At 45.9% G+C, this 24,746-nt stretch carries 21 protein-coding genes; 15 read left to right on the forward strand and 6 right to left on the reverse strand.

The features are described 5' to 3' along the window. The first annotated feature begins 169 nt into the window (after positions 1-169). The 13 genes from aroK to AB4167_RS18480 all read left to right on the forward strand — a co-directional run bounded on the left by aroK (position 170) and on the right by AB4167_RS18480 (position 16,212). Positions 170-688, forward strand: coding sequence for a shikimate kinase AroK (aroK, locus tag AB4167_RS18420; protein ID WP_017061125.1), 519 nt, complete (start codon positions 170-172; stop codon positions 686-688). Between the two features lie 25 nt (positions 689-713). Next, a complete protein-coding gene (gene aroB / locus AB4167_RS18425; RefSeq protein WP_017061124.1) occupies positions 714-1,802 on the forward strand; it encodes a 3-dehydroquinate synthase in 1,089 nt (362 codons plus the stop codon). A 79-nt stretch (positions 1,803-1,881) separates the two neighbouring features. Beyond that, positions 1,882-3,399, forward strand: coding sequence for an AAA family ATPase (locus AB4167_RS18430; protein ID WP_372136887.1), 1,518 nt, complete (start codon positions 1,882-1,884; stop codon positions 3,397-3,399). A 69-nt stretch (positions 3,400-3,468) separates the two neighbouring features. Then, positions 3,469-4,317, forward strand: a complete 849-nt coding sequence (locus AB4167_RS18435) for a Dam family site-specific DNA-(adenine-N6)-methyltransferase (RefSeq protein ID WP_017061122.1) — start codon at positions 3,469-3,471, stop codon at positions 4,315-4,317. A 200-nt stretch (positions 4,318-4,517) separates the two neighbouring features. Continuing rightward, positions 4,518-5,192, forward strand: coding sequence for a ribulose-phosphate 3-epimerase (rpe, locus tag AB4167_RS18440; RefSeq protein ID WP_010435263.1), 675 nt, complete (start codon positions 4,518-4,520; stop codon positions 5,190-5,192). 102 nt (positions 5,193-5,294) lie between these two features. Continuing rightward, the gene (locus tag AB4167_RS18445) at positions 5,295-5,981 is read left to right on the forward strand and encodes a phosphoglycolate phosphatase (RefSeq protein ID WP_372136888.1); all 687 of its coding nucleotides are present in this window, start codon (positions 5,295-5,297) and stop codon (positions 5,979-5,981) included. Between the two features lie 150 nt (positions 5,982-6,131). After that, positions 6,132-7,148, forward strand: coding sequence for a tryptophan--tRNA ligase (trpS, locus tag AB4167_RS18450; protein WP_016796005.1), 1,017 nt, complete (start codon positions 6,132-6,134; stop codon positions 7,146-7,148). A gap of 385 nt (positions 7,149-7,533) precedes the next feature. Next, positions 7,534-10,128: an ExeM/NucH family extracellular endonuclease gene (locus AB4167_RS18455; RefSeq protein ID WP_372136889.1), complete on the forward strand. Its 2,595-nt coding sequence runs from the start codon at positions 7,534-7,536 to the stop codon at positions 10,126-10,128. A 200-nt stretch (positions 10,129-10,328) separates the two neighbouring features. Continuing rightward, complete coding sequence (locus tag AB4167_RS18460; RefSeq protein ID WP_009848915.1) at positions 10,329-10,907, forward strand: aminodeoxychorismate/anthranilate synthase component II; 579 nt, start codon at positions 10,329-10,331, stop codon at positions 10,905-10,907. Positions 10,908-11,371: 464 nt separating this feature from the next. After that, positions 11,372-12,583, forward strand: a complete 1,212-nt coding sequence (locus AB4167_RS18465; protein ID WP_372136890.1) for an aspartate aminotransferase family protein — start codon at positions 11,372-11,374, stop codon at positions 12,581-12,583. Positions 12,584-12,690: 107 nt separating this feature from the next. Continuing rightward, positions 12,691-13,710, forward strand: coding sequence for an arginine N-succinyltransferase (gene astA / locus AB4167_RS18470; RefSeq protein WP_017061116.1), 1,020 nt, complete (start codon positions 12,691-12,693; stop codon positions 13,708-13,710). 39 nt (positions 13,711-13,749) lie between these two features. Continuing rightward, complete coding sequence (gene astD / locus AB4167_RS18475) at positions 13,750-15,207, forward strand: succinylglutamate-semialdehyde dehydrogenase (RefSeq protein ID WP_372136891.1); 1,458 nt, start codon at positions 13,750-13,752, stop codon at positions 15,205-15,207. A 213-nt stretch (positions 15,208-15,420) separates the two neighbouring features. Beyond that, positions 15,421-16,212 carry a DUF1338 domain-containing protein gene (locus tag AB4167_RS18480; protein ID WP_017071309.1) on the forward strand — a complete coding sequence of 264 codons (792 nt, stop codon included), beginning with the start codon at positions 15,421-15,423 and terminating at the stop codon, positions 16,210-16,212. 183 nt (positions 16,213-16,395) lie between these two features. On the opposite strand, the gene crp is transcribed toward AB4167_RS18480, so the two are convergent. The 6 genes from crp to AB4167_RS18510 form a co-directional block, all read right to left on the reverse strand. Further along, the gene (crp, locus tag AB4167_RS18485) at positions 16,396-17,028 is read right to left on the reverse strand and encodes a cAMP-activated global transcriptional regulator CRP (protein ID WP_004729651.1); all 633 of its coding nucleotides are present in this window, start codon (positions 17,026-17,028) and stop codon (positions 16,396-16,398) included. A 239-nt stretch (positions 17,029-17,267) separates the two neighbouring features. Continuing rightward, positions 17,268-18,137, reverse strand: a complete 870-nt coding sequence (locus AB4167_RS18490) for a phosphoribulokinase (RefSeq protein ID WP_010435210.1) — start codon at positions 18,135-18,137, stop codon at positions 17,268-17,270. A 77-nt stretch (positions 18,138-18,214) separates the two neighbouring features. Then, on the reverse strand, positions 18,215-18,427 hold the full coding sequence (locus AB4167_RS18495) for a YheU family protein (RefSeq protein WP_215406500.1): 213 nt from the start codon (positions 18,425-18,427) through the stop codon (positions 18,215-18,217). 95 nt (positions 18,428-18,522) lie between these two features. Further along, entirely contained in the window at positions 18,523-19,515 is a 993-nt protein-coding gene (locus AB4167_RS18500; RefSeq protein WP_019825349.1) for a hydrolase, read from the reverse strand. A 207-nt stretch (positions 19,516-19,722) separates the two neighbouring features. Next, positions 19,723-20,193 (reverse strand): TIGR02444 family protein, encoded by a 471-nt coding sequence (locus AB4167_RS18505; RefSeq protein ID WP_017066206.1) that lies wholly within the window; start codon positions 20,191-20,193, stop codon positions 19,723-19,725. Further along, entirely contained in the window at positions 20,190-22,112 is a 1,923-nt protein-coding gene (locus AB4167_RS18510) for an ABC transporter ATP-binding protein (protein ID WP_372136892.1), read from the reverse strand. The genes AB4167_RS18505 and AB4167_RS18510 overlap by 4 nt, the downstream gene beginning before the upstream one ends. A 174-nt stretch (positions 22,113-22,286) precedes the next feature. Between AB4167_RS18510 and kefG the strand changes: the two genes are divergently transcribed. Further along, on the forward strand, positions 22,287-22,871 hold the full coding sequence (gene kefG / locus AB4167_RS18515) for a glutathione-regulated potassium-efflux system ancillary protein KefG (RefSeq protein ID WP_017061111.1): 585 nt from the start codon (positions 22,287-22,289) through the stop codon (positions 22,869-22,871). Continuing rightward, positions 22,858-24,654 (forward strand): glutathione-regulated potassium-efflux system protein KefB, encoded by a 1,797-nt coding sequence (gene kefB, locus AB4167_RS18520; RefSeq protein WP_017063703.1) that lies wholly within the window; start codon positions 22,858-22,860, stop codon positions 24,652-24,654. The genes kefG and kefB overlap by 14 nt, the downstream gene beginning before the upstream one ends. Positions 24,655-24,746 lie beyond the last annotated feature (92 nt).

Here is a 24,746-nt window from a genome sequence, read left to right on the forward strand (position 1 = left end):
TTAGATTAAAAATAAAGTTGCATTAGTGGCACCTAACCTTGATAATTTCGGGTCTTATCACGAATTATCTGTGAGGAATCGGTGCCACGGGCCTTTTAATTTCAGTACTTGTACTGACCTACCTTGTGGCGATGTCATTGAATTAACGTTGTAAATTACTGCTAAAAACATGGCTGAGAAACGCAATATTTTTCTTGTTGGCCCAATGGGCGCCGGCAAAAGTACAATTGGTAGACACCTAGCTTCCCAACTTCATATGGAGTTTCTAGACTCTGACACTGTGATCGAAGAGCGCACTGGCGCAGACATCGCATGGGTTTTTGATGTTGAGGGCGAAGAAGGTTTCCGTAAGCGCGAAGAATCTGTAATCAATGATCTGACAGAAGAACAAGGTATTGTTCTTGCGACAGGTGGTGGTTCAGTGTTGAGCAAAGAAAACCGTAACCGTCTATCTGCACGAGGCATTGTTGTATACCTAGAGACAACAATTGAAAAGCAACTTGCTCGCACTAACCGCGACAAGAAACGCCCTCTACTTCAAACAGACAACCCGCGTGATGTGCTAGAAGATCTAGCTGTATCTCGCAACGCACTATACGAAGAAGTGGCGGACTACACAGTTCGTACTGACGACCAAAGTGCAAAAGTGGTAGCCAACCAGATCGTAAAAATGCTAGAAGAACGTTAAGTTCATTTTTTCGGAGAGCAAACCCATGGAACGGATTACGGTCAATCTAGCTGAGCGTAGCTACCCTATCTCTATTGGCGCCGGGTTATTTGAAGACCCGGCGTACCTTTCTTTTTTATCAGGTAAGCAGAAAGTTGTTGTTATCAGTAATGTGACAGTAGCGCCTCTTTATGCTGATAAAATTTTATCGCTATTGGATCAAGTCGGCTGTCAGACATCTCTTCTCGAGCTGCCAGACGGTGAACAGTACAAAACCCTTGAAACGTTCAATTCAGTGATGAGCTACATGCTTGAAGGAAATTACAGCCGCGATGTGGTGGTGATTGCTTTAGGAGGTGGTGTTATCGGTGACTTGGTCGGTTTTGCTGCCTCTTGTTACCAGCGCGGTATTGATTTCATTCAAATCCCGACGACCCTTCTTTCTCAAGTGGACTCTTCTGTTGGTGGTAAAACCGCAGTAAACCATCCTCTTGGTAAGAATATGATCGGCGCTTTTTACCAACCGAAATCTGTGATCATCGATACCAACTGTTTATCAACGCTTCCAGAGCGTGAGTTTGCAGCGGGCATTGCTGAGGTGATCAAATACGGCATCATTTACGATGAAGCCTTCTTTGATTGGTTGGAGCAGAATCTAGAGAAACTTTATCAACTTGATGAAGAAGCACTGATTACCGCGATTGCTCGTTGTTGTGCAATTAAGGCTGAAGTGGTGGCTCTAGATGAAAAAGAGTCAGGAATCAGAGCGTTATTGAACCTAGGTCATACATTTGGTCATGCGATTGAAGCAGAACTAGGCTATGGTAATTGGCTACATGGTGAAGCTGTGTCGTCAGGCACTGTAATGGCAGCTAAAACAGCTCAATTACAGGGACTGATCTCTCAGCAGCAACTTGAGCGAATTATTTCTATACTCAAGAATGCGAAACTACCAATCCATACGCCAGAAAGCATGTCTTTTGAAGACTTTATGAAGCACATGATGCGCGATAAAAAAGTGCTGTCTGGTCAGTTGCGTTTGGTATTACCAACAAGTATTGGTACTGCTGAAGTGGTTGCTGATGTGCCTCAAGACATCATTAAACAAGCGATCGATTTCTGCCGTACTCTTTAAATTTGGTTGTGAGGTTGCCTAGCTAAACTCTAGGCAACTGAAGCGTTTTACTGATCGATCTTATCAGTAGGGATCCCCAATGAGTTTGGCTCATGAATTAAGAGTATTAGAGTTAGAATCTCAAGTTGAGCTGCTAGAGCGCTTACAGCTTTTGACTAACTTTGGTTCAAACCTTGTGACGGTGGCGGGCAAAGCTGGCTCTGGCCGATCTTGGTTGGCTCAGCGTTATCTTGAAGCATGGTCGACAGAAAAAAATCAGTGTTTACTGCTTTGTCATCCAAGCCAAGACGATCAACAACGCCGTGCGCTCATTCTTAGCCAAATTGTTTCTGATCCCCTGTTTAATCAACATGATTCTTTATCGGATAGCCTAACAAGGTTACTGGATGGAGAACCGTGTAATGTGGTTATCGTCGTTGATGATGCCCAACGACTTTCTGAGCTATTGGTATCCGAATTATGGATGTTGGTACTGGAAGCTCAATCAAACCCTCAATGGACGATCAATATCGTTCTCTTCTCGGAACCTGGCCACTTAGATACGTTATTAACGCGTTTGAGTTACGGTCAACAACACAAACCTATCGATCTTGAGATCGATGACCTTTCGCAACCAGAAGCTGAACATTTCTTTGAATCACTGGTGATTCGATATGTTGATGATGAGTCTGAAACTCGCGTGCGACGTGCGTTTAATAAAGCGCAACCTCTGCCCGGTGAGTTAATGGCTTTAGGAGAATTGAAAGTGGAAAAAAGGATTATTATTCGCTCAATTATTGGTTCACCCATCAATATCGCGATTGTGGTGGCCTTGCTGTTGATTTTAATTGGTGGTGGTTATTGGTGGATGTTCAGTCAACCAACCCCTGACGATAAAGCGCAATCTCTTATCGCTCCGATTGAACAGACAGCTATCCCAACTTTTGAAGTGGAAAGTGGTACCGAGCAAGCTGGAATCGACGGAATGGACGATTCTGAAGCCGAAGCTGACATGAGTTATCAAGGTGCTGATGACGACAGCTCATCTTTGCCACCGACTGTCGTTGAAGATACCGCGAGTGTTGGAGAAGTCGAACAAGATCAGCAGCGTGTCGTAATCACCTCTGATGTGGTTGATGCCTTGCTTGATGATAAACCTGAAAGTGCCGATACCAGTGCGATTGATGCTGCTGTTGAAGAAAACACAGGTGCCGCGGTGAGTTCGCAATCAGATGCAGACAAAGTGGAGTCACAACCTTCAGCCGATGAAGCAACAGACCTAACACAGTCCACGCCACCGACTAAGAAAATTACATTCTCATTTTCTCGCGAAGAGTTACAAGCTATCTCTCCGCGAGCTTATACTTTGCAGTTGAGTGCGATGACCTCATTGGACGACGTACAGTCTTTCATTGAAGAGTATGACCTTGAGAACAAGGTTCGTATTTACCCAACACTTCGCAACGACACCAAGTGGTTTATTATCACTTATCAAGATTACCCAACGATTCAAGTGGCGAGAGACGCGGTAAGTGCGTTATCAAAACCCCTTCAACAGTTGGAACCTTGGGCAAAATCGATGAATCAAGTGCATCGAGAGATAGAACGTGCGAAATAACCCTGAGCTTAGCCTCAAAATATGTTACATTCCGCAGCCTTATTTTTGAGTTGATAGATAGAGCAGTAAATGAAAAAGCAGCGTGCCTTTCTAAAATGGGCTGGTGGTAAATATGGCCTAGTTGAAGACATCCAACGTCACCTGCCACCTGCTCGTAAATTGGTAGAACCGTTTGTCGGTGCCGGCTCAGTATTTCTGAATACTGACTTTGAACAGTACCTGCTTGCAGATATCAATCCCGATCTTATCAACCTGTACAACCTGCTTAAAACCGATCCTGAAACTTATATCACGGAAGCGAAGCGCTGGTTCTGTCCTGAGAACAACCGTAAAGAAGCCTTCTTAGATATTCGCGCTGAGTTCAATGGTACAGATAACGTCATGTATCGTTCATTGGCTTTCTTGTATATGAACCGATTTGGCTTCAATGGCCTATGTCGTTACAACAAGAAGGGCGGTTTTAACGTTCCATTTGGTTCTTATAAAAAACCTTACTTCCCAGAAGCTGAGCTGGAATTTTTTGCCGAGAAAGCGAAAAAAGCCACCTTCGTCTGTGAGGGATACCATGAAACCTTTAGCCGCGCGCGCAAAGGCTGTGTGGTTTACTGCGATCCTCCATACGCACCACTGTCGAACACGGCAAACTTTACCTCTTACGCAGGTAATGGCTTTAGCTTAGATGACCAAGCTGCACTGGCGGATGTTGCTGAAAAAGCAGCGATGGAACGAGGCATCCCTGTCTTGATCTCAAACCATGACACCACCTTAACGCGCCGTTTATACCATGGTGCAGAACTGAACGTGGTCAAGGTTAAGCGCACCATTAGCCGTAATGGCGCAGGGCGCAATAAAGTCGATGAGTTACTGGCACTTTTTCATAAAGAGAAAAACCAGCAACACGCTTCAGAAGAATTGTAGCGGCCAACATAACCCTCGAACTCATTAAATTGAGTGACCAACGGGTACTTTCATAAACTAATCTTTCGAACTGCTAGGATCTGCTTAGTTGCTTAGGTAGAATTGCACACCAAATAGTCTTGGAATTGAGTCTTGTATTTGTATATGAGATGTCACAAGGCGGTGATATTCGCAATTTACTCACTCTTAAGAGGTTTGGTATGAAAGATTTTCTAATCGCTCCATCGATTTTGTCTGCAGATTTTGCTCGTCTTGGTGAAGACGTAGAAAAAGTACTCGCAGCTGGTGCTGATGTTGTGCACTTCGATGTGATGGACAACCACTACGTACCTAACCTGACTTTTGGCGCGCCTATCTGTAAAGCGCTGCGCGACTACGGTATTACGGCTCCTATCGATGTTCACCTTATGGTTAAGCCAGTAGACAGCATCGTGCCTGAGTTTGCTAAAGCCGGCGCATCAATGATTACCTTCCACGTTGAAGCTTCAGAGCACATCGATCGCACTCTACAGCTAATCAAAGAGCACGGCTGTAAAGCGGGTGTGGTTCTTAACCCTGCAACGCCGCTTTCTTGCTTAGATTACATCCTAGACAAAGTAGACATGATTCTACTGATGTCTGTGAACCCAGGCTTCGGTGGTCAATCTTTCATTCCTCACACGCTAGATAAACTACGTGCTGTTCGTAAGCTGATTGATGAGTCAGGCCGTGACATTCGCCTTGAGATTGATGGCGGCGTGAAGGTTGATAACATCCGTGAAATCGCAGAAGCGGGCGCAGATATGTTCGTTGCGGGTTCAGCTATCTTCAATCAACCAGATTACAAAGAAGTGATTGATGAGATGCGTGCAGAGCTTGCAAAAGTAAACGCATAATCGTAAAACTACAGATAGATCGAATATTAAGGGGCTAATTTGCCCCTTTTTTACGTCTTATAGCTCAACTCATAAGACGAACATAATAAATAGGAAAGTAAGATGTCATTAAGCTCAATAAAACTGATCGCCTTTGATTTGGATGGAACCTTGTTAGACAGCGTGCCTGATTTGGCCGTTGCTGCTGACCAAGCTTGTCAGGAGTTGGGCTTCCCTTCAGTGAGCGAAGAACAGGTTCGCGACTACGTAGGTAATGGTGCTGATGTTCTTATCGGACGTTCACTCAGCCGTAACCTGACGGTTGACCCAAGCCTAGAGCCAGAGCTACTGAAAAAAGCGCGCATCCTGTTTGATGATTTCTACGAGCAGGGCGGTCACAAGCTAAGTCACCTTTACCCATCGGTTAAAGAGACGTTGGCTGAGCTGGATAAGGCGGGTTTCACCATAGCGCTGGTTACCAACAAACCTTCGAAGTTTGTACCAGACGTACTGGCGCAACACGGTATCGATAAGTACTTTGTTGATGTGTTGGGTGGCGACTCTTTCCCAGAGAAAAAACCGAACCCAGTCGCGCTGAACTGGTTGCTAGAAAAGCACAATGTTAAAGCGGAAGAGATGCTGATGGTTGGCGATTCAAGCAACGACATTAAAGCGGCTAAGAATGCAGGCTGTCACTCGTTTGGTCTGACTTACGGTTATAACCACGGCGAGCCAATTTCAGCATCAAACCCTGACTATGTCGCGGATAACGTCGCGCAATTACTAGATGTCGTTCTAGTTTCAGCATAAAGCGGACAAAAGTTAGCTAACCTACTAGCAAAATACTTATCAATGAGTACACTGGATGAGCCGTACAGAAGAGCTGTGCGGCTTTTCTATATTTAAGTTAAGAAGCTAAGCGTTCAATAAACTTAGCGAATAAGCAAAGGAATTAAAACCATGAGCAAGCCCATCGTATTGAGTGGTGTTCAACCATCTGGTGAACTAAGTATCGGTAACTACTTGGGTGCTCTACGTCAATGGCAACAGATGCAAGATGATTACGATTGCCAATACTGTGTTGTAGACCTTCACGCAATTACGGTTCGCCAAGACCCGAAAGCACTGCATGAAGCGACTCTAGACGCACTAGCAATCTGTCTTGCTGTCGGTGTTGATCCAAAGAAGAGCACGCTATTTGTTCAGTCACACGTACCAGAGCATGCTCAACTTGGTTGGCTTCTTAACTGTTACACGCAAATGGGTGAACTGAGCCGTATGACTCAGTTTAAAGATAAGTCTGCACGTCACTCAAACGACGTAAACGTAGGCCTATACGACTACCCAGTGTTGATGGCTGCAGACATCCTGCTTTACGGTGCTCACCAAGTGCCTGTAGGTAGCGACCAGAAACAACACTTAGAGCTAGCGCGTGATATCGCAACTCGCTTTAACAACATCTACGGTCCTGAAACGCCAATCTTCCAAGTACCAGAACCTTACATTCCAACAGTGAATGCACGTGTAATGAGCCTGCAAGATGCGACGAAGAAGATGTCTAAGTCAGACGACAACCGTAAGAACGTGATTACTCTGCTAGAAGAGCCTAAGTCGATCATCAAGAAGATCAACAAAGCGCAAACTGATGCAGAAACACCGCCACGTATTGCTCACGATTGGGAAAACAAAGCGGGTATCTCTAACCTAATGGGTCTTTACTCAGCAGCGACGGGTAAAACGTTTGAAGAGATCGAAGCGCAATACCAAGGTGTTGAGATGTACGGTCCATTCAAGAAAGATGTAGGCGCAGCATTAGTTGAGATGCTTGAGCCGATTCAAGCTGAATACCACCGTATCCGTGCTGATCGTGCTTACATGGACGCAGTAATGAAAGCGGGTGCTGAAAAAGCGTCTGAGCGTGCTGCAGTAACACTGAAAAAAGCATACGAAGCAGTAGGTTTTGTTACTCGCCCATAGGGTGAACTAACACGACTCGCTTGAAAATTTGAGCCCAAAGTAGCTTTTGTTTACTTTGGGCTTTTTAATGCCCATTCCATTTACCTTCCTCGAAACCCCCTTGTTTGAATTGATAATTTACGCAGTATCTGACTAGCATATCCATCATATTAATGCTGTGCAGATGATCTTATTCAGCACTTCTGAACTTTATAAATTCATACTCATTTCTATATATGTTGGAAATATATAACGTGCCAAACAATTGATGATTCCAAAGTGATAAGTTCCTCATTTTCTTGCCAACTGACTTATTCCTTTCATAAATAAACCTGATAGTTACCACAAAATACATGACTGCCCATAGATGGCAGTGACTATAAATCAATGAACTCAGGTGAAACGGATGGCTCTTTTACACAAACCTTCATTGCTAGCAGTGGCAATTGGTAGCTTGTTAACCACAAGCGCACACGCTGATTTGTTTATTTCACAATATGTGGAAGGCGGCAGCTACAACAAAGCGGTTGAGATCGCCAATAACGGCGATAGCAGCATTAACTTAGATGGTTACTCACTGGCGAAGTCTGCCAATGGCAACGGATCATGGGGCGCCACTTTACCTTTAGATGGCCACGTTTTAGCACCTGGTGAAGTACTCGTGGTCGCACATTCTAGTGCGAGTGATGAGATTAAAGCTCAAGCTGAGATCATTAATGCCTCTATCGCTAATCATAACGGTGACGACCCGCTGGCTATCTTGAATTCAGATGGATCGGTGCATGATGTTGTTGGTTTGATGGGCGATGTGGACTGGGGCAAAGATGTTACTTTGGTTCGTGCGACACAAACACCTTCTGCGACGTTTGATGCTTCACAATGGGTATCGCTACCAAAAGACAGTATTGAAGGGCTAGGTTCACTAGACAGTGTTGAGCTGCCAGAAGCCTTTACTTGTACAGAAGATGGCTCAGACCCAGTATTCACCACCATTCAAGAGATCCAAGGCGAGGGTGCAACATCACCGTTCATCGATGGCTACCCGTACATCACCGACGATGAATACTTCGTAAAAGGTGTAGTTAGCGCAGTGACTACTGGCCTAACCAAAGGCTTCTATCTGCAAGCGATTGAGGATGACTTCAATTCAAGTACCTCTGAAGGTCTATTTATTCACACTAACCAGTCAAGCTCAGATTTAGTTGCGGGTGATGTGGTGTGTGTGAAAGGTAAGGTTCAAGAATACTACAGCCACACTCAGCTTAAAGTTGAAAACAACCAATGGCTAAAGCAGGGCGAACAGCAATCCCCTGAAGCGACGGCGATTGAAGCGCTAGACAGTGATGAGAACTTCGCTGCAACGCTTGAACGCTACGAAGGCATGTTGGTGAAAACAACCGAAGCGCTTGATATGCGAGTGACGCGTACCTTCGGTTATGACTACGCAGGTCGTCGTAACAACATGGTATTAGCCCATGAGCTTATCAACATGCAGCCGAACCAGCTTTTTGCTGCCGGTTCTGATGAAGCGAAACAACAAACAGAAGACAACGCTGATCGTCGTCTTTTCGTTGAAACCGATCAAAAAGCGGCTGATGGACAAGTTCCGTTCTACCCTGACTTTGGCCGTACTGATATCGACCAAGACGGTTCAACAGAAGATTACATCCGCATTGATGACACCATTGTTGGCCTAGAAGGCGTGCTGACCTACAGCTACGGTGAATACCGTTTAATTGCTACTAACCAGATCTCGGCTGAAAACTTCGTTCGTAACGATCCGCGTACCGACAAACCAGACATGGATGAAGGTGACCTGCGTATTGCGACCTTCAATGTATTGAACTACTTCAACTCTCCATTTGGTGGTGACGCGAACCAGCACGGCAACAACCGTGGCGCGAACACCATCACTGAGTTTGAAATGCAGCAAGAGAAGATTGTGAACGCGATTCTTCGTCTAGACGCTGACATCATTGGTTTGATGGAAATTGAGAACAACGGCTTTGGTGAAGGTTCAGCGATTCAACAGCTTGTTAACCAGCTGAATGATCGCATTGAGCGTAAGAAAGACCGTTATACGTTTGTCGCTGTTGATTCAAATGAAGATGGCGTAACCGACGAGATGGACTCGATTGGTACTGACGTAATCACAACGGGTGTTATTTACCGTAAAAAGGTAGTTAAGCTAAAAGACAGCCGCGTTATCGCGATGCCAAGCCAACAAGCACCAGAGGTGTTAGACGATTCAGGTAAGGTGATTGAGGACGGTAAGAACTACCAGCGTGACTCATTAGCGCCAACCTTCAAGGTCAAAGGTACCAAAGAGAAACTGACCGTAGCGATTAACCACTTTAAATCTAAAGGCTCTAAGTGTTGGGAAGATGCAGCACCGGTTGAACAGGGTGGTCAAGGTGGTGTTGATGCCGACAAGCAAGGCTCATGTGAGAACTTCCGCGTAGCTGCGGCGGTGGCACTGGGTGAAGCGCTCGATGGTATCAAAGGTCACAAAGTGATCCTGGGTGATATGAACTCGTACGGCATGGAAGATCCAATGCTGGTGCTAACGGATTACTCTGAAGAGAAATACGGTAAGCAAATCAAAGCGGCTCGTAACACTTACATTGATGGTGTTGAACAGTTTGGTGATAACGGCGCGGTGATTACTAAGAACTACGGTTACATTAATGCTGTGGCTCAAAAGCACCCAGACAGCTGGAGCTACTCATACAATGACGAAGTGGGCGCACTGGATCACCTGTTGATCAGCGACAGCCTGAAAGACATGGTCGTGGATGCAACTGACTGGCACATTAACGGTGGCGAATCGACGTTGTTTGACTACAACGAAGAGTACAAAGGCGATCTGCCTAAGTACCAAGATCACTTCCGTTCATCGGATCATGACCCTGCGGTTCTTGAACTGCGAGTAGGCGGTTCATTTGGCTTCGGTGCTCTGACGTCACTATTTGGCTTAGCAATGTGGCGTCGTCGCAAGTAGCTCAATCATAAATAGATTGGCTTGCTATACAAGTAAGCCGATTCAGATAACTTAAGGCTATCTGTAAACAATTAAGGTCAACTTAGGTTGGCCTTAATTATTGGCTAAATGCAGTTTCCACTTGCCTTTCGCTATGGGTATTGCACAATACCGCCCCTATATCTCCCAATCCTTTAGTATTTAGCAAACGATTTCGACCCATGTTACTTATCATCGATAACTACGACTCCTTTACCTATAACTTGTATCAGTATTTCTGTGAGTTAGGGGTAACTGTAAAAGTTGTTCGCAACGATGAGATTGATATTGCGGGCATCGAAGCGCTAAATCCTAGCCATCTTGTTATCTCGCCGGGCCCATGTACGCCCGATGATGCGGGAATTTCGCTACAGGTGATTGAACACTTCGTTGGTAAGCTGCCGATCTTAGGTGTGTGTCTTGGTCATCAAGCCATTGCTCAAGTCTTTGGTGGTGAAGTGGTGAGAGCCAGACAAGTGATGCATGGTAAAACCTCGCCGATCCGTCATAACGGTAAGAGCGTTTTTCAAGGTCTCAATAACCCTCTGACTGTGACTCGTTACCACTCTTTAGTGGTGAAAAACGGCACATTACCAGACTGTTTTGAGCTGACCTCTTGGACAGAATTTGAAGATGGCAGCATGGATGAGATCATGGGTTATCAACATAAAACCTTGCCGATTGATGCCGTCCAATTTCACCCTGAATCGATTAAAACAGAGCAAGGACACCAGCTTCTTGCTAACTTCCTAGCACGCTGAGTGTTTAAATTTGACCCTTTCTCTGTCTAAATAAGCCAGTTAAACGTATTCCATTACCCGTTAAGCGTTTAAATTCGGGCGCTACGCGTCTTCATCCCTCTGACGCCGATCACTTTTTATAACATTTCTCCCTCGTCAGGCTAAGTTTTTAGCCTATGCAAAATTATTCGCGTTATTTCGTCTCGAACCCAATATACCGCAATGCCAGTAAGGCTTTGCTGTTACTGGTTATACGTTTAGGTAAAAAAAGCTTCATAAAACAGATTAATTGATGCATAAATAGTCATAGGTAGTGACGTTTAGCTGGTTGTGAGGGATGGCTAAAGAATAATCTACTATTGAAAAGGTTAATTAAATGTAAATATAATGCTGCAGCGGGATTATGGCGAGACAAAATATCTTTGTCTCACTTATGAACCATTACGCTTATTTGCGAAGCTTGCGGTATCGAGAAGGAATGTACGATGACAGTGGAAAATAAAGTAGAACGTAGTCTGTTTAATGAGGTGATGGTACCTTGTTATAACCCAATGGAAATGATCCCAGTAAAAGGGGAAGGCGCACGCGTTTGGGACCAACAAGGCCGAGAGTATATCGACTTTGCTGGTGGTATCGCTGTGAGCTGTTTGGGTCACTGTCACCCAGCAATGGTTAATGCTGTTACCGAGCAAGCAAACAAGATTTGGCATCTAAGTAACGTGATGACCAACGAACCTGCACTGCGTCTAGCGAAGAAGCTAACCGACGTATGTTTTGCAGAAAAAGTATTCTTTGCCAACTCTGGCGCAGAAGCGAATGAAGCAGCATTGAAGCTAGCTCGTCGTTGGGCGGCGGACGTTCACGGTCCTGAGAAATCTGAAATCATTGCATTCAAACAAGGTTTCCACGGTCGTACTTTCTTTACCGTAACTGTGGGTGGTCAAGAAGCTTACTCTGATGGTTTCGGTCCTAAACCGGGCGACGTTACTCACCTGCCTTACAACGATATTGCAGCACTAGAAGCGCACATCTCTGATCGCACTTGTGCAATCATGATGGAACCTCTGCAAGGCGAGGGCGGTATCATCTCGCCAACCTCTGAATTCGTGAACACAGTTCGTGAACTGTGTGACAAGCACAATGCATTGTTGATTTTTGATGAAGTACAAACAGGTAATGGTCGTACTGGTAACTTCTATGCTTACCAAGGTCTGGGCGTGACGCCAGACATTCTAAGCACAGCGAAGTCTCTAGGTGGCGGTTTCCCTATCGGCGCAATGCTGACGACGTCTGAACTGGCTACACACCTTAAGGTTGGTACGCACGGTTCTACATACGGTGGTAACCCACTGGCGTGTGCGGTAGCTGAAGCAGTGGTTGACGTAGTTAGCCAACCTGAGACTCTAGAAGGCGTAAAAGAGCGTGAAGCGCTATTCCGTGATGGTCTAACTAAGATTAACGACAAATACCAAATTTTCAGTGAGATTCGTGGTAAAGGCCTATTGTTAGGTGGTGCACTGAATGACGAATGGCAAGGGCGTGCGCGTGACGTATTAGTAGCAGCAGGCGAGCAAGGCCTAATGGTACTGGTTGCGGGTGCAAACGTGGTTCGTTTTACTCCATCACTGGTTATCACTAAACAAGAAATTGAAGAAGGTTTATCAAAACTAGACAAAGCAATCGCTACGCTAGTTTAGCCTGAGCGGCGTCATAGGAATGATCGCCATTAGAGCGATCTCATGACGTACTGCTAAAGGCCCAAGCTTCTGGTTTTGGGCCTATTTTGCATCTGGAGGGAATATTGATGCTAGTTGTTCGCCCAATAAAACTGTCTGATTACGATGCGCTGCACACCTGTGCAGTTGAATCAGGTCATGGATTCACATCTCTTCCGGTTAACGAAGAATTGTTAACTAACCGAATTACCCATTCTGAATACAGCTTTGCCAAAGCAGACGTGACCGAACCCGGTGATGAAGGCTATCTAATGGTGGGTTTCGACGCTGAAACTGGCGAAGTTGCTGGTACAACGGGTATCGAAGCTTCCATTGGCTGGGATGTGCCTTTTTACTCGTACCACATCAGTAAAGTGGTTCACTCTTCACAGCGCCTTAAAGTGAATAACGTGGTTAAGCTGTTGACGTTTGGTAATAACTACACAGGCTGCAGCGAAATTTGTACGCTGTTCTTACGTCCTGATTACCGCAAAGGCTTAAACGGTCGACTGATGTCTAAGTGTCGTTTCCTACTGATGGCTGAGCACCCAGAGCGTTTCTCAAAAACGATCTTTGCTGAGATGCGTGGTGTATCAGATGCGGAAGGCAATTCTCCTTTCTGGCAATGGCTGCAAGAACATTTCTTCTCGATTGACTTCACGCTTGCCGATTACCTAACCGGTATTGGTAAGAAAGGCTTCATTGCTGACCTAATGCCTAAGCTACCTATCTACGTGAACCTACTGAGCAAAGAAGCTCAAGCGGTGATCGGAGAGGTACATGACAATACGCGCCCTGCACTTAAGTTGCTGGAACGTGAAGGTTTCACCAACCGTGGTTATGTCGACATCTTTGATGCAGGCCCAACGGTTGAGTGTGATCTAAGAAACATCGAATCTGTGCGTCACTCAATTCGAGCACAGGTTCAAATTGCAGAGCACTCTAGCTCTAAAGACTTCCTAATTGGTAATACCTCGTTTGAGAACTTCCGCGCAGTAGCCGCGAAAGGTGCGTATGACCAAGCAAGCGACACAGTGATTTTATCATCTGAAGTAGCGAGCGCTCTTGAAGTAAAAGAAGGCGAATTCGTTCGCATGTTGGCTCAGTAAGAGCGGCGATTATCTGTCGAAGATTTTAAGGATAGAAGTATGACTCAGTGGATAGCAGGACAGTGGGTGGCAGGTCAAGGTGACGCCATGACATCAGTAAGCCCATACAACAATGAAGTAGTGTGGCAGGGTGATAGCGCAACACCAGCGCAGGTTGAATCTGCAGTAGCAGCAGCTCGTGAAGCCTTCTTGGTTTGGAAAAAATTGAGCTTTGCAGAGCGTGAAGCGATCGTGTTGAACTTTGCTGAGAAGGTAAAAGAGAACAGCGAAGAGATTGCACAGATTATTGCAAAAGAGACGGGTAAACCGATTTGGGAAACTCGCACTGAAGCGGGCGCAATGGCGGGCAAGATTGCTATTTCAATTCGTGCTTACCATGAGCGTACCGGTGAAGCTTCTCGTGAAGCGGCAGGCAACCAGATTGTACTGCGTCACCGTCCATTAGGCGTGATGGCAGTATTTGGTCCTTATAACTTCCCTGGTCACCTACCTAACGGTCATATTGTTCCTGCACTGCTATCGGGTAATACCGTGGTATTTAAGCCTTCAGAGCAGACACCTTGGACGGGTGAGTTTGCGATGAAATTATGGCAAGAAGCGGGTCTTCCTGCTGGCGTAATCAACTTAGTACAAGGCGCTAAAGAGACAGGTATCGCACTGGCCGATGCTAAAGGTCTTGATGGCGTGCTGTTCACAGGTAGCGCTAATACTGGGCATATCCTTCACCGTCAATTCGCGGGCCAACCGGGCAAGATGCTGGCACTAGAGATGGGTGGCAATAACCCTATGGTGATCAGTGACCAATATGGTGACGCAGACGCAACGGTATACACCATTATCCAATCGGCGTTCATCAGTGCGGGTCAACGTTGTACATGTGCTCGTCGTTTGTACGTGCCTGTTGGCGAGAAGGGCGATCAACTGCTGGATAAGCTCGTTGCTGCGACCTTGAAGATTCGTGTTGATCAGCCATTCGTTGAGCCAGCACCCTTCATGGGCCCACAGATCTCAGAAGCTGCTGCTAAGTTTATTTTAGACGCACAAGCGAATCTGCAATCGTTAGGTGGTGTCAGCCTAGTAGAAGCAAAAGCGGGTCAAGCGGCGTTTGTTTCTCCGGGTATTATCGACGCAACCAACATTGCTGAGCTGCCGGATGAAGAGTACTTCGGTCCACTGCTACAAGTGGTTCGTTACCAATCGCTAAAGCAAGCGGTTGAGCTAGCTAACGACACTCGTTTTGGTTTGTCTGCGGGTCTTGTATCAACAGATGATTCTGAATGGGAATACTTCGTTGACCATATCCGTGCGGGTATTGTTAACCGTAACCGTCAGCTAACAGGCGCAAGTGGTGATGCACCATTTGGTGGTCCGGGTGCTTCAGGCAACCTACGCCCAAGTGCTTACTATGCGGCGGACTACTGTGCTTATCCTATGGCTTCAATGGAAGGCGGTGAAACTCAACTTCCAGCAACGTTTAGCCCGGGTATTGAGCTTTAATTTAGGCTAATGAGTCTTAGGCTCATGCGTTAAGCTTGAAATAGGGAAGTGGTGTTATCGCTTTCCTTTTCCATCACGTCCGACACCTAGATTGGGCGGTAGATAATAATAGAAAAAGTATGTCACAGGCTGATGGCTGCTGACTCTGTGTCTCAGCCTCTCCCTCTCTTATCCAAATTACTAGCTTGCTAGAACCTTTGACAAGGAGTCACCATGACGCCCGATCTACTCTTTAAATCACTTTGGGACGATTACATTCACAGGCTTTGTCCGTCGGCTGAGAAAGTGCATCACTTGCTGAAAGAAGACGAAGCGCTGATTAATGATCACATTGCATTGCGTACTTTCAATGTTGCTCCTTTGGGTATTGAAACATTAGCGAAGCCTTTCCTTGAGCTAGGTTATAAGGCGTGTGGCGACTACTTGTTTGAGAGCAAGAAGTTGGTGGCTAAGCATTACGAGCACCCAGATCCAAAACAACCAAAAGTGTTCATTAGTGAGTTGAAGGTAGAAGAGTGTTCAAGTGACTTGCAACAGATCGTTGCTAAGTTGGTTGAGCAAGTGGACTCAAGTAAGCTTCAAGGTCATGAGTTCTTGTTTGGTGGTCGTCTTTGGGATTTGAGCTTCGCTGACTTCCAAGTACTAGCGAAAGAGAGCGAATACGCGTCTTGGCTCGCGGCTCATGGATATGGTGCAAACCACTTTACGGTGAGTGTGAACCAGCTAAATGAATTTGATGAAGTGCAGGCGGTGAATGACTACCTGAGCGAGTCAGGCTTCACGATCAATGCATCTGGCGGTCAGGTTAAAGGCTCTCCAGAGGTCTTATTAGAGCAATCATCAACAATGGCAGACAAAGTCCCAGTTTCATTTGTTGAAGGCAATGAGATGATTCCTGGCGGCTTCTATGAGTTCGCTAAGCGTTATGCGATGGTCAACGGTGAGCTTTACACAGGTTTTGTTGCAGCATCAGCTGACAAAATCTTTGAGAGCACCAACGGTTAACAAAAGGTACGAGCACGGACTTTGTCCTAGAGATTCGAGTACGCTTCGCTTCGAGGAAGTTTACAAATAGGATTCTGTGAGTTTTTATCGTATCTCGCATCTGCTCTCTGGGTCTTCAGAAAACAAAAAAGCCACCAAATTCGCATTTGGTGGCTTTCAAATTTTTGGCTCAGTTAATCGAGATTAACGAGTGCCGTATACCACGATAGTTTTACCGTGTGCAGAAATTAGGTTCTGCTCTTCTAGCATCTTCAAGATACGACCAACGGTCTCACGAGAACAACCAACGATCTGGCCAATCTCTTGACGAGTGATCTTGATTTGCATGCCGTCAGGGTGAGTCATTGCATCTGGCTGTTTCGCTAGGTTTAGTAGCGTTTGAGCGATACGACCTGTTACATCAAGGAACGCTAAGTCACCAACCTTTTGGCTAGTTACTTGTAGACGGTTTGCCATTTGCGCTGAAAGGCGCATTAGGATATCTGGGTTCACTTGGATAAGTTGACGGAATTTCTTGAAAGAAATTTCAGCTACTTCACAAGGAGATTTAGCACGAACCCAAGCTGTACGCTCTTGGTCTTCTTCGAACAAGCCAAGCTCACCGATGAAGTCGCCTTGGTTTAGGTAAGAAAGAATCATTTCCTTACCTTCTTCGTCTTTGATAAGAACTGCCACAGAACCTTTAACGATGTAGTACAAGGTTTCTGCCTTTTCACCAGCATGAATCAAAGTACTTTTTGAAGGGTACTTATGAATATGACAGTGTGAAAGGAACCACTCTAATGTTGGATCGGTTTGAGGTTTACCTAGAACCATAATATCTCACTTCCTCTGCAGGGTATGCTTGCCGCTTTCCGTATTTTAGCTAAGCCTGGATTGACTTGTAGGATAAGAGCACTCGTTGAGTGCTGCAAGCTATCTTGTGTTTCGTTTAAGAATAGTATCCTTTTTCAGGTACTATTTCTTGATTTTAATCGTGACCAAGCTACGATTTTTTACGCAAAATTGTGCACATGATCACGGTATGAAAAGTAATCAACCAGAATGTCGTTTTGTTAACCTATTTTTCCGGTTTCGATGAGTTGTTGCAGGATTGGCCTCACAATGAGCTCCATAGCAAAACTCATCTTGCCGCCTGGCACTACTAGCGTGTTATGACGAGACATAAACGAGCCATCAATCATAGCCAGAAGGTAGGGGAAATCGACGTTTTTGATGCCACGCAAACGTATAACTACGAAGCTTTCGTCTAAACTTGGAATCCCTTTGGCGTTGAGAGGGTTAGATGTATCTACGGTTGGAACACGCTGAAAGTTGATGTGAGTGCGCGAAAATTGCGGGGTAATGTAGTTAAGGTAATCATCCATCGAACGAACAATGGAATCCATTACGGCTTCGCGTGAGTGGCCACGATCGCGGGTGTCACGAACGAATTTTTGAATCCACTCTAGGTTTACGATTGGTACCATGCCAATCAGCAAATCGACGTGTTGAGAAACGTTAATGTCGCCATCAACCACACCGCCGTGCAGGCCTTCGTAAAACATCACATCGGAGTTTTCAGGGATCTCTTGCCATGGCGTGAAGGTGCCCGGCATTTGATTGTAAGGCACGGCTTCATCGAAGGTGTGTAGGTAGCTTCTTACTTTACCTGTACCTTCGTTACCGTATTTACGGAAGAACTCTTCTAGCGCACCAAAGTCGTTGGCTTGAGGACCAAAGTAGCTGATGTGCTTACCTTGCTCGCGCGCTTTACGGATCTCGACATCCATCTCTGGGCGAGTGAAGCGATGGAAACTATCCCCTTCAACCCAAGCGGCCTTCACGTCCATCATATTGAACATTTTACGGAAGGCTTCTGAGGTGGTGGTGGTGCCGGCTCCAGATGAACCCGTCACCGCAATAATTGGATGTTTAGCGGACATGACAACCCTTGTCTTTTGAGTAACTTACTTGTTAGCAATCGTTTACCACTATAACACGGCTCCTTTATGAGCGCAGCTTAGAAGCGTTTTGTGACTTGAATATCAACGGTTTCATGGAGCTCAGAAAACACGATGTTGACTTCTCCTGAAGCTAATTGATGTTTCACTTGATCAATCTTGTTTTGCAGTGAAACCTCTACGTCGCCGTAGTCTGTGCCTTCACGCAGCACGAACTCTTTGATGAGGTTTTCCAGTGTCTCTGGCGCAATGTCTTGCCATGGGATGATCATAAATACTTCTCTCTTTTATGTTCATAAATAGGTTTATTGATGTAGAAATGCGTGTGCTTAGTAATGTTTTTATTCTATTTACTAAGGCTCGGTCATTATGCCGAATCTTGGATACTTTCATAGTAGGCAGGCAAGGCTTCTTCTAACCAAAACCTTGGTTTGAGTGTGCTACCAGTAATAAACCCAACATGGCCGCCTTTTTGAAACAGTCGATAATCGATGTTATCGGGCAGAACGAATTTTGGGATCACATCATCGGTCATGAAAGGGTCGTCTTTGGCATGAATGATCTGAGTCGGTAGTTTGATCTTATTGAGCTTAGGCAGCGCAGAACATTGCGCATAATAATCTTGGGCATTTTTGAAGCCGTGCAGAGGCGCAGTGATTCGTTCATCAAACTCATACAGTTTGGTGATGTTCTTGATGGCTTCAGCGGTGATGCCAAGTTTTTCCTGTAGCAGGTTAACCTTTTTTAGCGCATTCGATTTTAGAGAGTTGAGCAGGTACTTCTTATAGAGCTTGGAGAAACCACGCTCAATACGACTAGAGCAACACGCTAAGTCAAAAGGAGCAGATACGATGGTCGCCGCCGACAGCAATGGGTCGTCTGCGTACTCAGCCAAATAGTTCGCCAGCATGTTTCCACCTAAAGATATGCCAACCGCAACCTTAGGGTTATTCGGAAACTGGGCGTGCAGGTGTCTTAGAAAAAAGCGCGCATCTTCGACTTCACCTGAATGGTAAGCGCGAGCCAGGCGATTGGGTTTTCCGCTGCAGCCTCTGAAGTGCATCATCACGGACAACCAACCATCTTTAGCAAACGCATTCATTAATCCATTGGCATAAGGGCTCTCAAAGCTACCTTCTAAACCGTGGAATAGAACGAATATCGGCTTGCTACTGCGATCATTTTTATTTGAGGTGTCACCGTCTGGTGATTCGCTCCAAGCAAGATCAAGAAAGTCACCATCGGGTGTTTCTAAGGTTTGCCAGTGAGGATGAAACAGCGCCTGCTTCCTAATAAACCGTGGCACTAAGGTTTGTAAGTGCGGATTAGAGAGACCAGCAGCTGCGGTAAATATTGTCATAAAAACGATCCATGCTTCTTTATACGGGTTTTGATAACGTGTTGAGTTTGTAACGAAACGCCCATGTTTTTATTTGAGCTTGGTTGATTCTCGGCATAAGCGCAAGGCTTCACTTATACGAGATACAAAAACAGACTATGGGTAACCGTTTGAATAATATCAAGGTTAAGCTTGGATCTTGATTGAATAAAAGGGAAAGAGAACGAGCTAGGGCTGTGGTGCTGGTTCAGAAAAAGCGTCGCAGAGGTTTTCAGCCCCTAATAAACGACAGTACTGAAAAGTGAGCGGTGATTGCTGGTTAGCGTACAGTTGTAGGGAGTTTATACAGTCGACCAGATCGGACTGTTGTTGCTTTTCAAGCTGTAACTCAAACTTTAGCGCTTCACGGTATAGAGAGTCGACAACGTGTGCTTTGAGATGTTTACGTAGCTCTCGATAGCTATGAAGCAGGGTTTCAGAGCGGCTTAAACACTGTTGAACTTTATGCCACTCTTCTTCAGCAAAAGACAATTGCTGCTCATCAAGCCATTTGAGAAGCAGCAGTAGATTGACGTTGCCGTGGAACTGGTTTTGCAAAGCTAAGCACGCATCCTTTACACCGCGCACACTGTAATACTGAAGGCTAAATTGCCATAGTCGTTCCAGTGTTAGTGATATTGGGGCGTGCTCTGGGCTCATAAGCTATCCATATCCTGTTCCATCTGCTCAAGCTCTTCTTGAGTGGACATCCAATCCATTTCAACTTCTTCTAGCTGTGACTTACTGCTCGCTTGGAGAGCGAGTACTTTATTCAGTTTAGCCTTATTTTCAGCTTCATACAGTGATGTGTCGGATAATTCTTGCTCAGCTTCTTCAAGAGCCTGCGTTAATTTATCCATCTGCTTTTCAAATTGAGTGAGCTTTTTACGAAGTGGTGCCGTCAGTTTACGGAACTCGGCTTCTTTACGTTTCTGATCTTTTTTTGCTGCTGCACTGTTGGCGCCGTCTTTTGCTGGTGCCAATGCTTGTGCTTCTTTGCGTTCAACTTTCTGCTGTTCGGTTAGCCACTTGTAGTAATCGCTTAGGTCACCATCAAACGGTGCCACTTGGCGGTCGTGTACCAAATACAAATCATCGGTAGTCGCACGCAGTAGGTAACGGTCATGCGATACGATAACCATTGCGCCTTCAAATGTCTGCAGGGCAAAAGTCAGCGCTTGACGCATGTCGAGATCCAAGTGGTTGGTTGGTTCATCGAGTAGCAACAGGTTTGGTTTTTGCCATACCAGTAGCGCTAATACTAAACGCGCTTTTTCACCACCTGAGAAGGGTGCTACTTTATCGAGCGCTTTTTCACCTTGGAAACCGAAGCTACCTAGGTAATCACGCAATTGTTGCTCGGTGTGTTTAGGGGCAATCTGCATCATGTGTTGCAGCGGTGTTTCTTCTGGGTGCAGCGTCTCTAACTGGTGCTGTGCAAAGTAACCCATCTTAACGCCTTGTGAATAGCTCAGTTCACCACCTTGCTGTTTCAGTTCGCCAGAAAGGAGTTTAATCAGCGTTGACTTACCAGCGCCATTTCGGCCAAGTAGACCAATACGACTGCCCGGTACTAGGTTCAAGCGAATCTTCTCTAGAATCAGGTTGTCATCGTAGCCCGCAGAGACTTCATCCATCATCATGATTGGATTTGGTAGCGCGTCTGGTTCTCTAAACTCAAAGCTGAATGGGTTATCAAATTGAGCGGGCAGCACTTGTTCCATTTTCTCTAATGCTTTGATACGGCTTTGCGCTTGGCGAGCTTTTGAGGCTTTGTAGCGGAAACGGTCAATGTAGCTCTGCATGTGAGACATCTGTTTCTGCTGCTTTTGGTACATCGCTTGTTGCAGAATCAGTTTTTGCGCTCGTTGGGTTTCGAACGATGAGTAGTTACCCGTGTACTCATTGAGCTGTTGGTTTTCAACGTGCACGATGCGGTTGACGATAGGGTCTAAGAAGTCTCTATCGTGCGAGATAAGCACTAGCGTGCCAGGGTAGCTTTGTAACCAACGCTCGAGCCACATTACTGCGTCTAAATCCAAGTGGTTGGTTGGCTCATCGAGTAGCAGTAGGTCACTGCGGCACAATAGGGCTTGCGCTAAGTTCAAACGCATACGCCAACCACCCGAGAACTGGGTTAGGTTCCATGTCATTTGTTCTTGGCGAAATCCTAAGCCATCCAATAGCTCAGCAGCACGTGCTTTGATGCTGTAACCACCAATGGTTTCAATTTTGCCGTGGATCTCTGCTACTAATGTGCCGTTGTCGGCCTGTTCAGCTTTCTCTAGTTGATCTTCAAGGCCGCGGTATTCACGGTCACCATCAATCACGTATTCAATTGCTGTTCTTTCTAATGCAGGGGTTTCTTGAGCAACCCAAGCCATTTCCCAATGGGCAGGTTTGCTGAATGAGCCCGCATCAATAGACAGTTCGTCCTTAATTAAGGCGAATAGCGTAGATTTACCACAGCCGTTTTTACCAACCAAACCGATCTTGTCGCCAGGGTGAAAAGTCGCAGATGCTTGGTCGAGGAGTGGCTTACCGCCGCGTAGCAATTGAATATCAGAGAAAGTAATCATAATTGAAATAGCATAGAAATTAGAGGTGAACAGACGCCTGCATAGTAGGCTGAAACCAGATAAAAGTCGATCACAATGCAATTTGCGTTATGATGCCAATAACATATTAATAACTTTTGCTTAAATTCTTGTGGCCTTGCCACCGTTTAGCCCTCAAAGGAATGTTTCAAAGGAATGAGTAATACTCCCTCGACAGACAAAGTCGTGCCAAAGGTGTTGATCATCTACGCGCACCCAGAGCCGCAAACCTCTATTGCTAACCAGATGATGGTTAAGAAGGTAGAGTCGCTCGGTCATGTCAAAGTTCATGATCTCTACGCCATCTACCCTGACTTCTTTATTGATGTGCCTTATGAGCATGAATTGCTCCTTCAGTACGATGTGATCGTGTTTCAGCATCCTCTGTTCATGTATTCCTGTCCTTCATTGTTAAAAGAGTGGTTTGATCGCGTGTTAGGCAAGGGCTTTGCTTTTGGTGAGCAAAGTGCGCTTAAAGGCAAACACTGGCGCAGTGTGATTACTACCGGTGGTAAAGAAGAGGCGTTTGGTGCCGCAGGTTATAATAAATATCCATTACAAGAGATCTTGCAACCATTCGAGCTCACCGCTGCTTTGTGTCAAATGAACTGGATATCCCCTTTGGTTTTACACTGGGCACGAAATGTCACCGATATGACGCGTTACCAACACGCCGAAGCGTATCGAAATTGGTTGCGAGACCCGCTACAAGATATAGGAGCAGATGATGGCTCTGACTAATGATTTTCTACAAAGTAGCGTTATATTTTTAGCGGCTGCTGTGGTTGCGGTTCCTATCGCACAGCGCGCCGGTTTGGGTTCAGTACTCGGTTACCTATTAGCAGGTGTGGCAATTGGCCCATGGGGGCTGGGCTTAATCAGTGATGTAGAGGCGATTCTGCACTTCTCCGAATTCGGGGTGGTACTGCTGCTCTTCCTGATTGGTTTAGAGCTTAACCCGAAAAAACTGTGGCAGATGCGAGCCCCCATTCTCGGGTTGGGCGGCGCGCAAGTGCTGATCACCACTCTAATTATTACCGCCATCGCCTGTCTATTTGGATTAACCTGGCAAACCAGTCTCGTGATAGGTATGGGTTTGGCGCTGTCTTCGACTGCGATTGCCTTGCGTGTTATTGAAGAGCGAGAGCTCGGCGGCAAAGAAGCAGGGCAGTCGGGCTTTGCAGTACTGCTTTTCCAAGATATCGCTGTTATTCCAATGCTAGCAATGTTGCCTCTACTTGCGGGTAATACCGGCGGTAGCTGGGCTGACATGCTGTGGATGCTGGGTGGCGTGATTGGCCTACTGGTCGGTGGTCACTTCTTGTTGAGACCACTTTTCCGATACGTAGTGATGAGTGGTGTGCGTGAGTTATTCACCGTCGCGGCGCTGTTACTTGTGATTGGTATTGCTGTGATCATGCAACGGATTGGCTTGTCGATGGCATTAGGTACCTTCCTAGCGGGCGTACTTCTGGCTGAAAGTGAATATCGACACGAGCTTGAGATCGCGATTGATCCATTCAAAGGTTTACTGCTTGGTCTGTTCTTTATCTCTGTGGGTATGGCGGTAAACCTAGGTCTACTGGCAGAAAGCCCATTCGCAATACTTATTGCAGTGTCGTCGCTAGTCGTATTGAAAGGTTTGGTGCTGTATGCGCTGGCTCGTATCTTCGGCACTCAAGCTAAAGCACGCAGCCGAATGGCGATGATCCTTAGCCAAGGTGGTGAGTTCGCTTTCGTTATTTTTACTGCGGCGAGTGCTCAAGGCATCTTAAGTGGCGAACAAGTGTCGTTCTTACTGGTGGTTGTGAGCCTTTCTATGGTGACCACGCCATTGATGCTTAAACTGCAAGACCGATTCTTTGCACGTCAGCTTAATCAAATCAGTGAAAGTGCGATGTCTTCGGATGTGGTTGATCGCAGCCCTCGAGTGATTATTGCGGGCTTTGGTCGTTTTGGTCAGATCATTGGTCGTCTGATGTATGCCAACAAGATTCGTATCACTGTCCTTGAAAGTGATGCCAGCCAAATACACATCCTTAGAAAGTTCGGCTACAAGGTGTTTTACGGAGACTCGACTCACCTAGAGCTATTACGCGCAGCCGGTGCTGATAAAGCAGAGGCGATTGTGTTGTGTACTGACTCCCCAGATGAAATCATGAAAACCGTCGATTTATGTAAGCAGCACTTCCCACGCTTAAAGATCTTGGCGCGTGCACGAAGCCGTGTTGAAGCGTATCAACTACTTAACCACGGTGTAAGTAACTATTCGCGTGAAACCTTCCTTGGAGCATTGGATTTAGGTCGTCAAACATTGACTGAACTTGGCATGCATCCATATAAAGCGAAGCGAGCAGAAGCACACTTTAGAAAGTTGGATAATGGTATGCTGAAAGAGTTGCTGCCTCAGCATAACGAAGATGCCGAGTTAGCCCAAAGAGCGAAAGAGGCTCGTAAAGAACTTGAAGAGATCTTTGGACACGAGATGGAAAACGATCACCAATCTCGAAACTATTGGCAGTAGCTTGAAGTGATAACTCATGCTTGAGCTTAGAAATAGAGCTTGGGCATAGAAATAACAGACTATAGAACTAACCTAATAATAAACGCGGTCTC

The organism is Vibrio sp. 10N.286.49.E11 (genome assembly GCF_041469505.1).
GTDB lineage: Bacteria > Pseudomonadota > Gammaproteobacteria > Enterobacterales > Vibrionaceae > Vibrio > Vibrio crassostreae_C.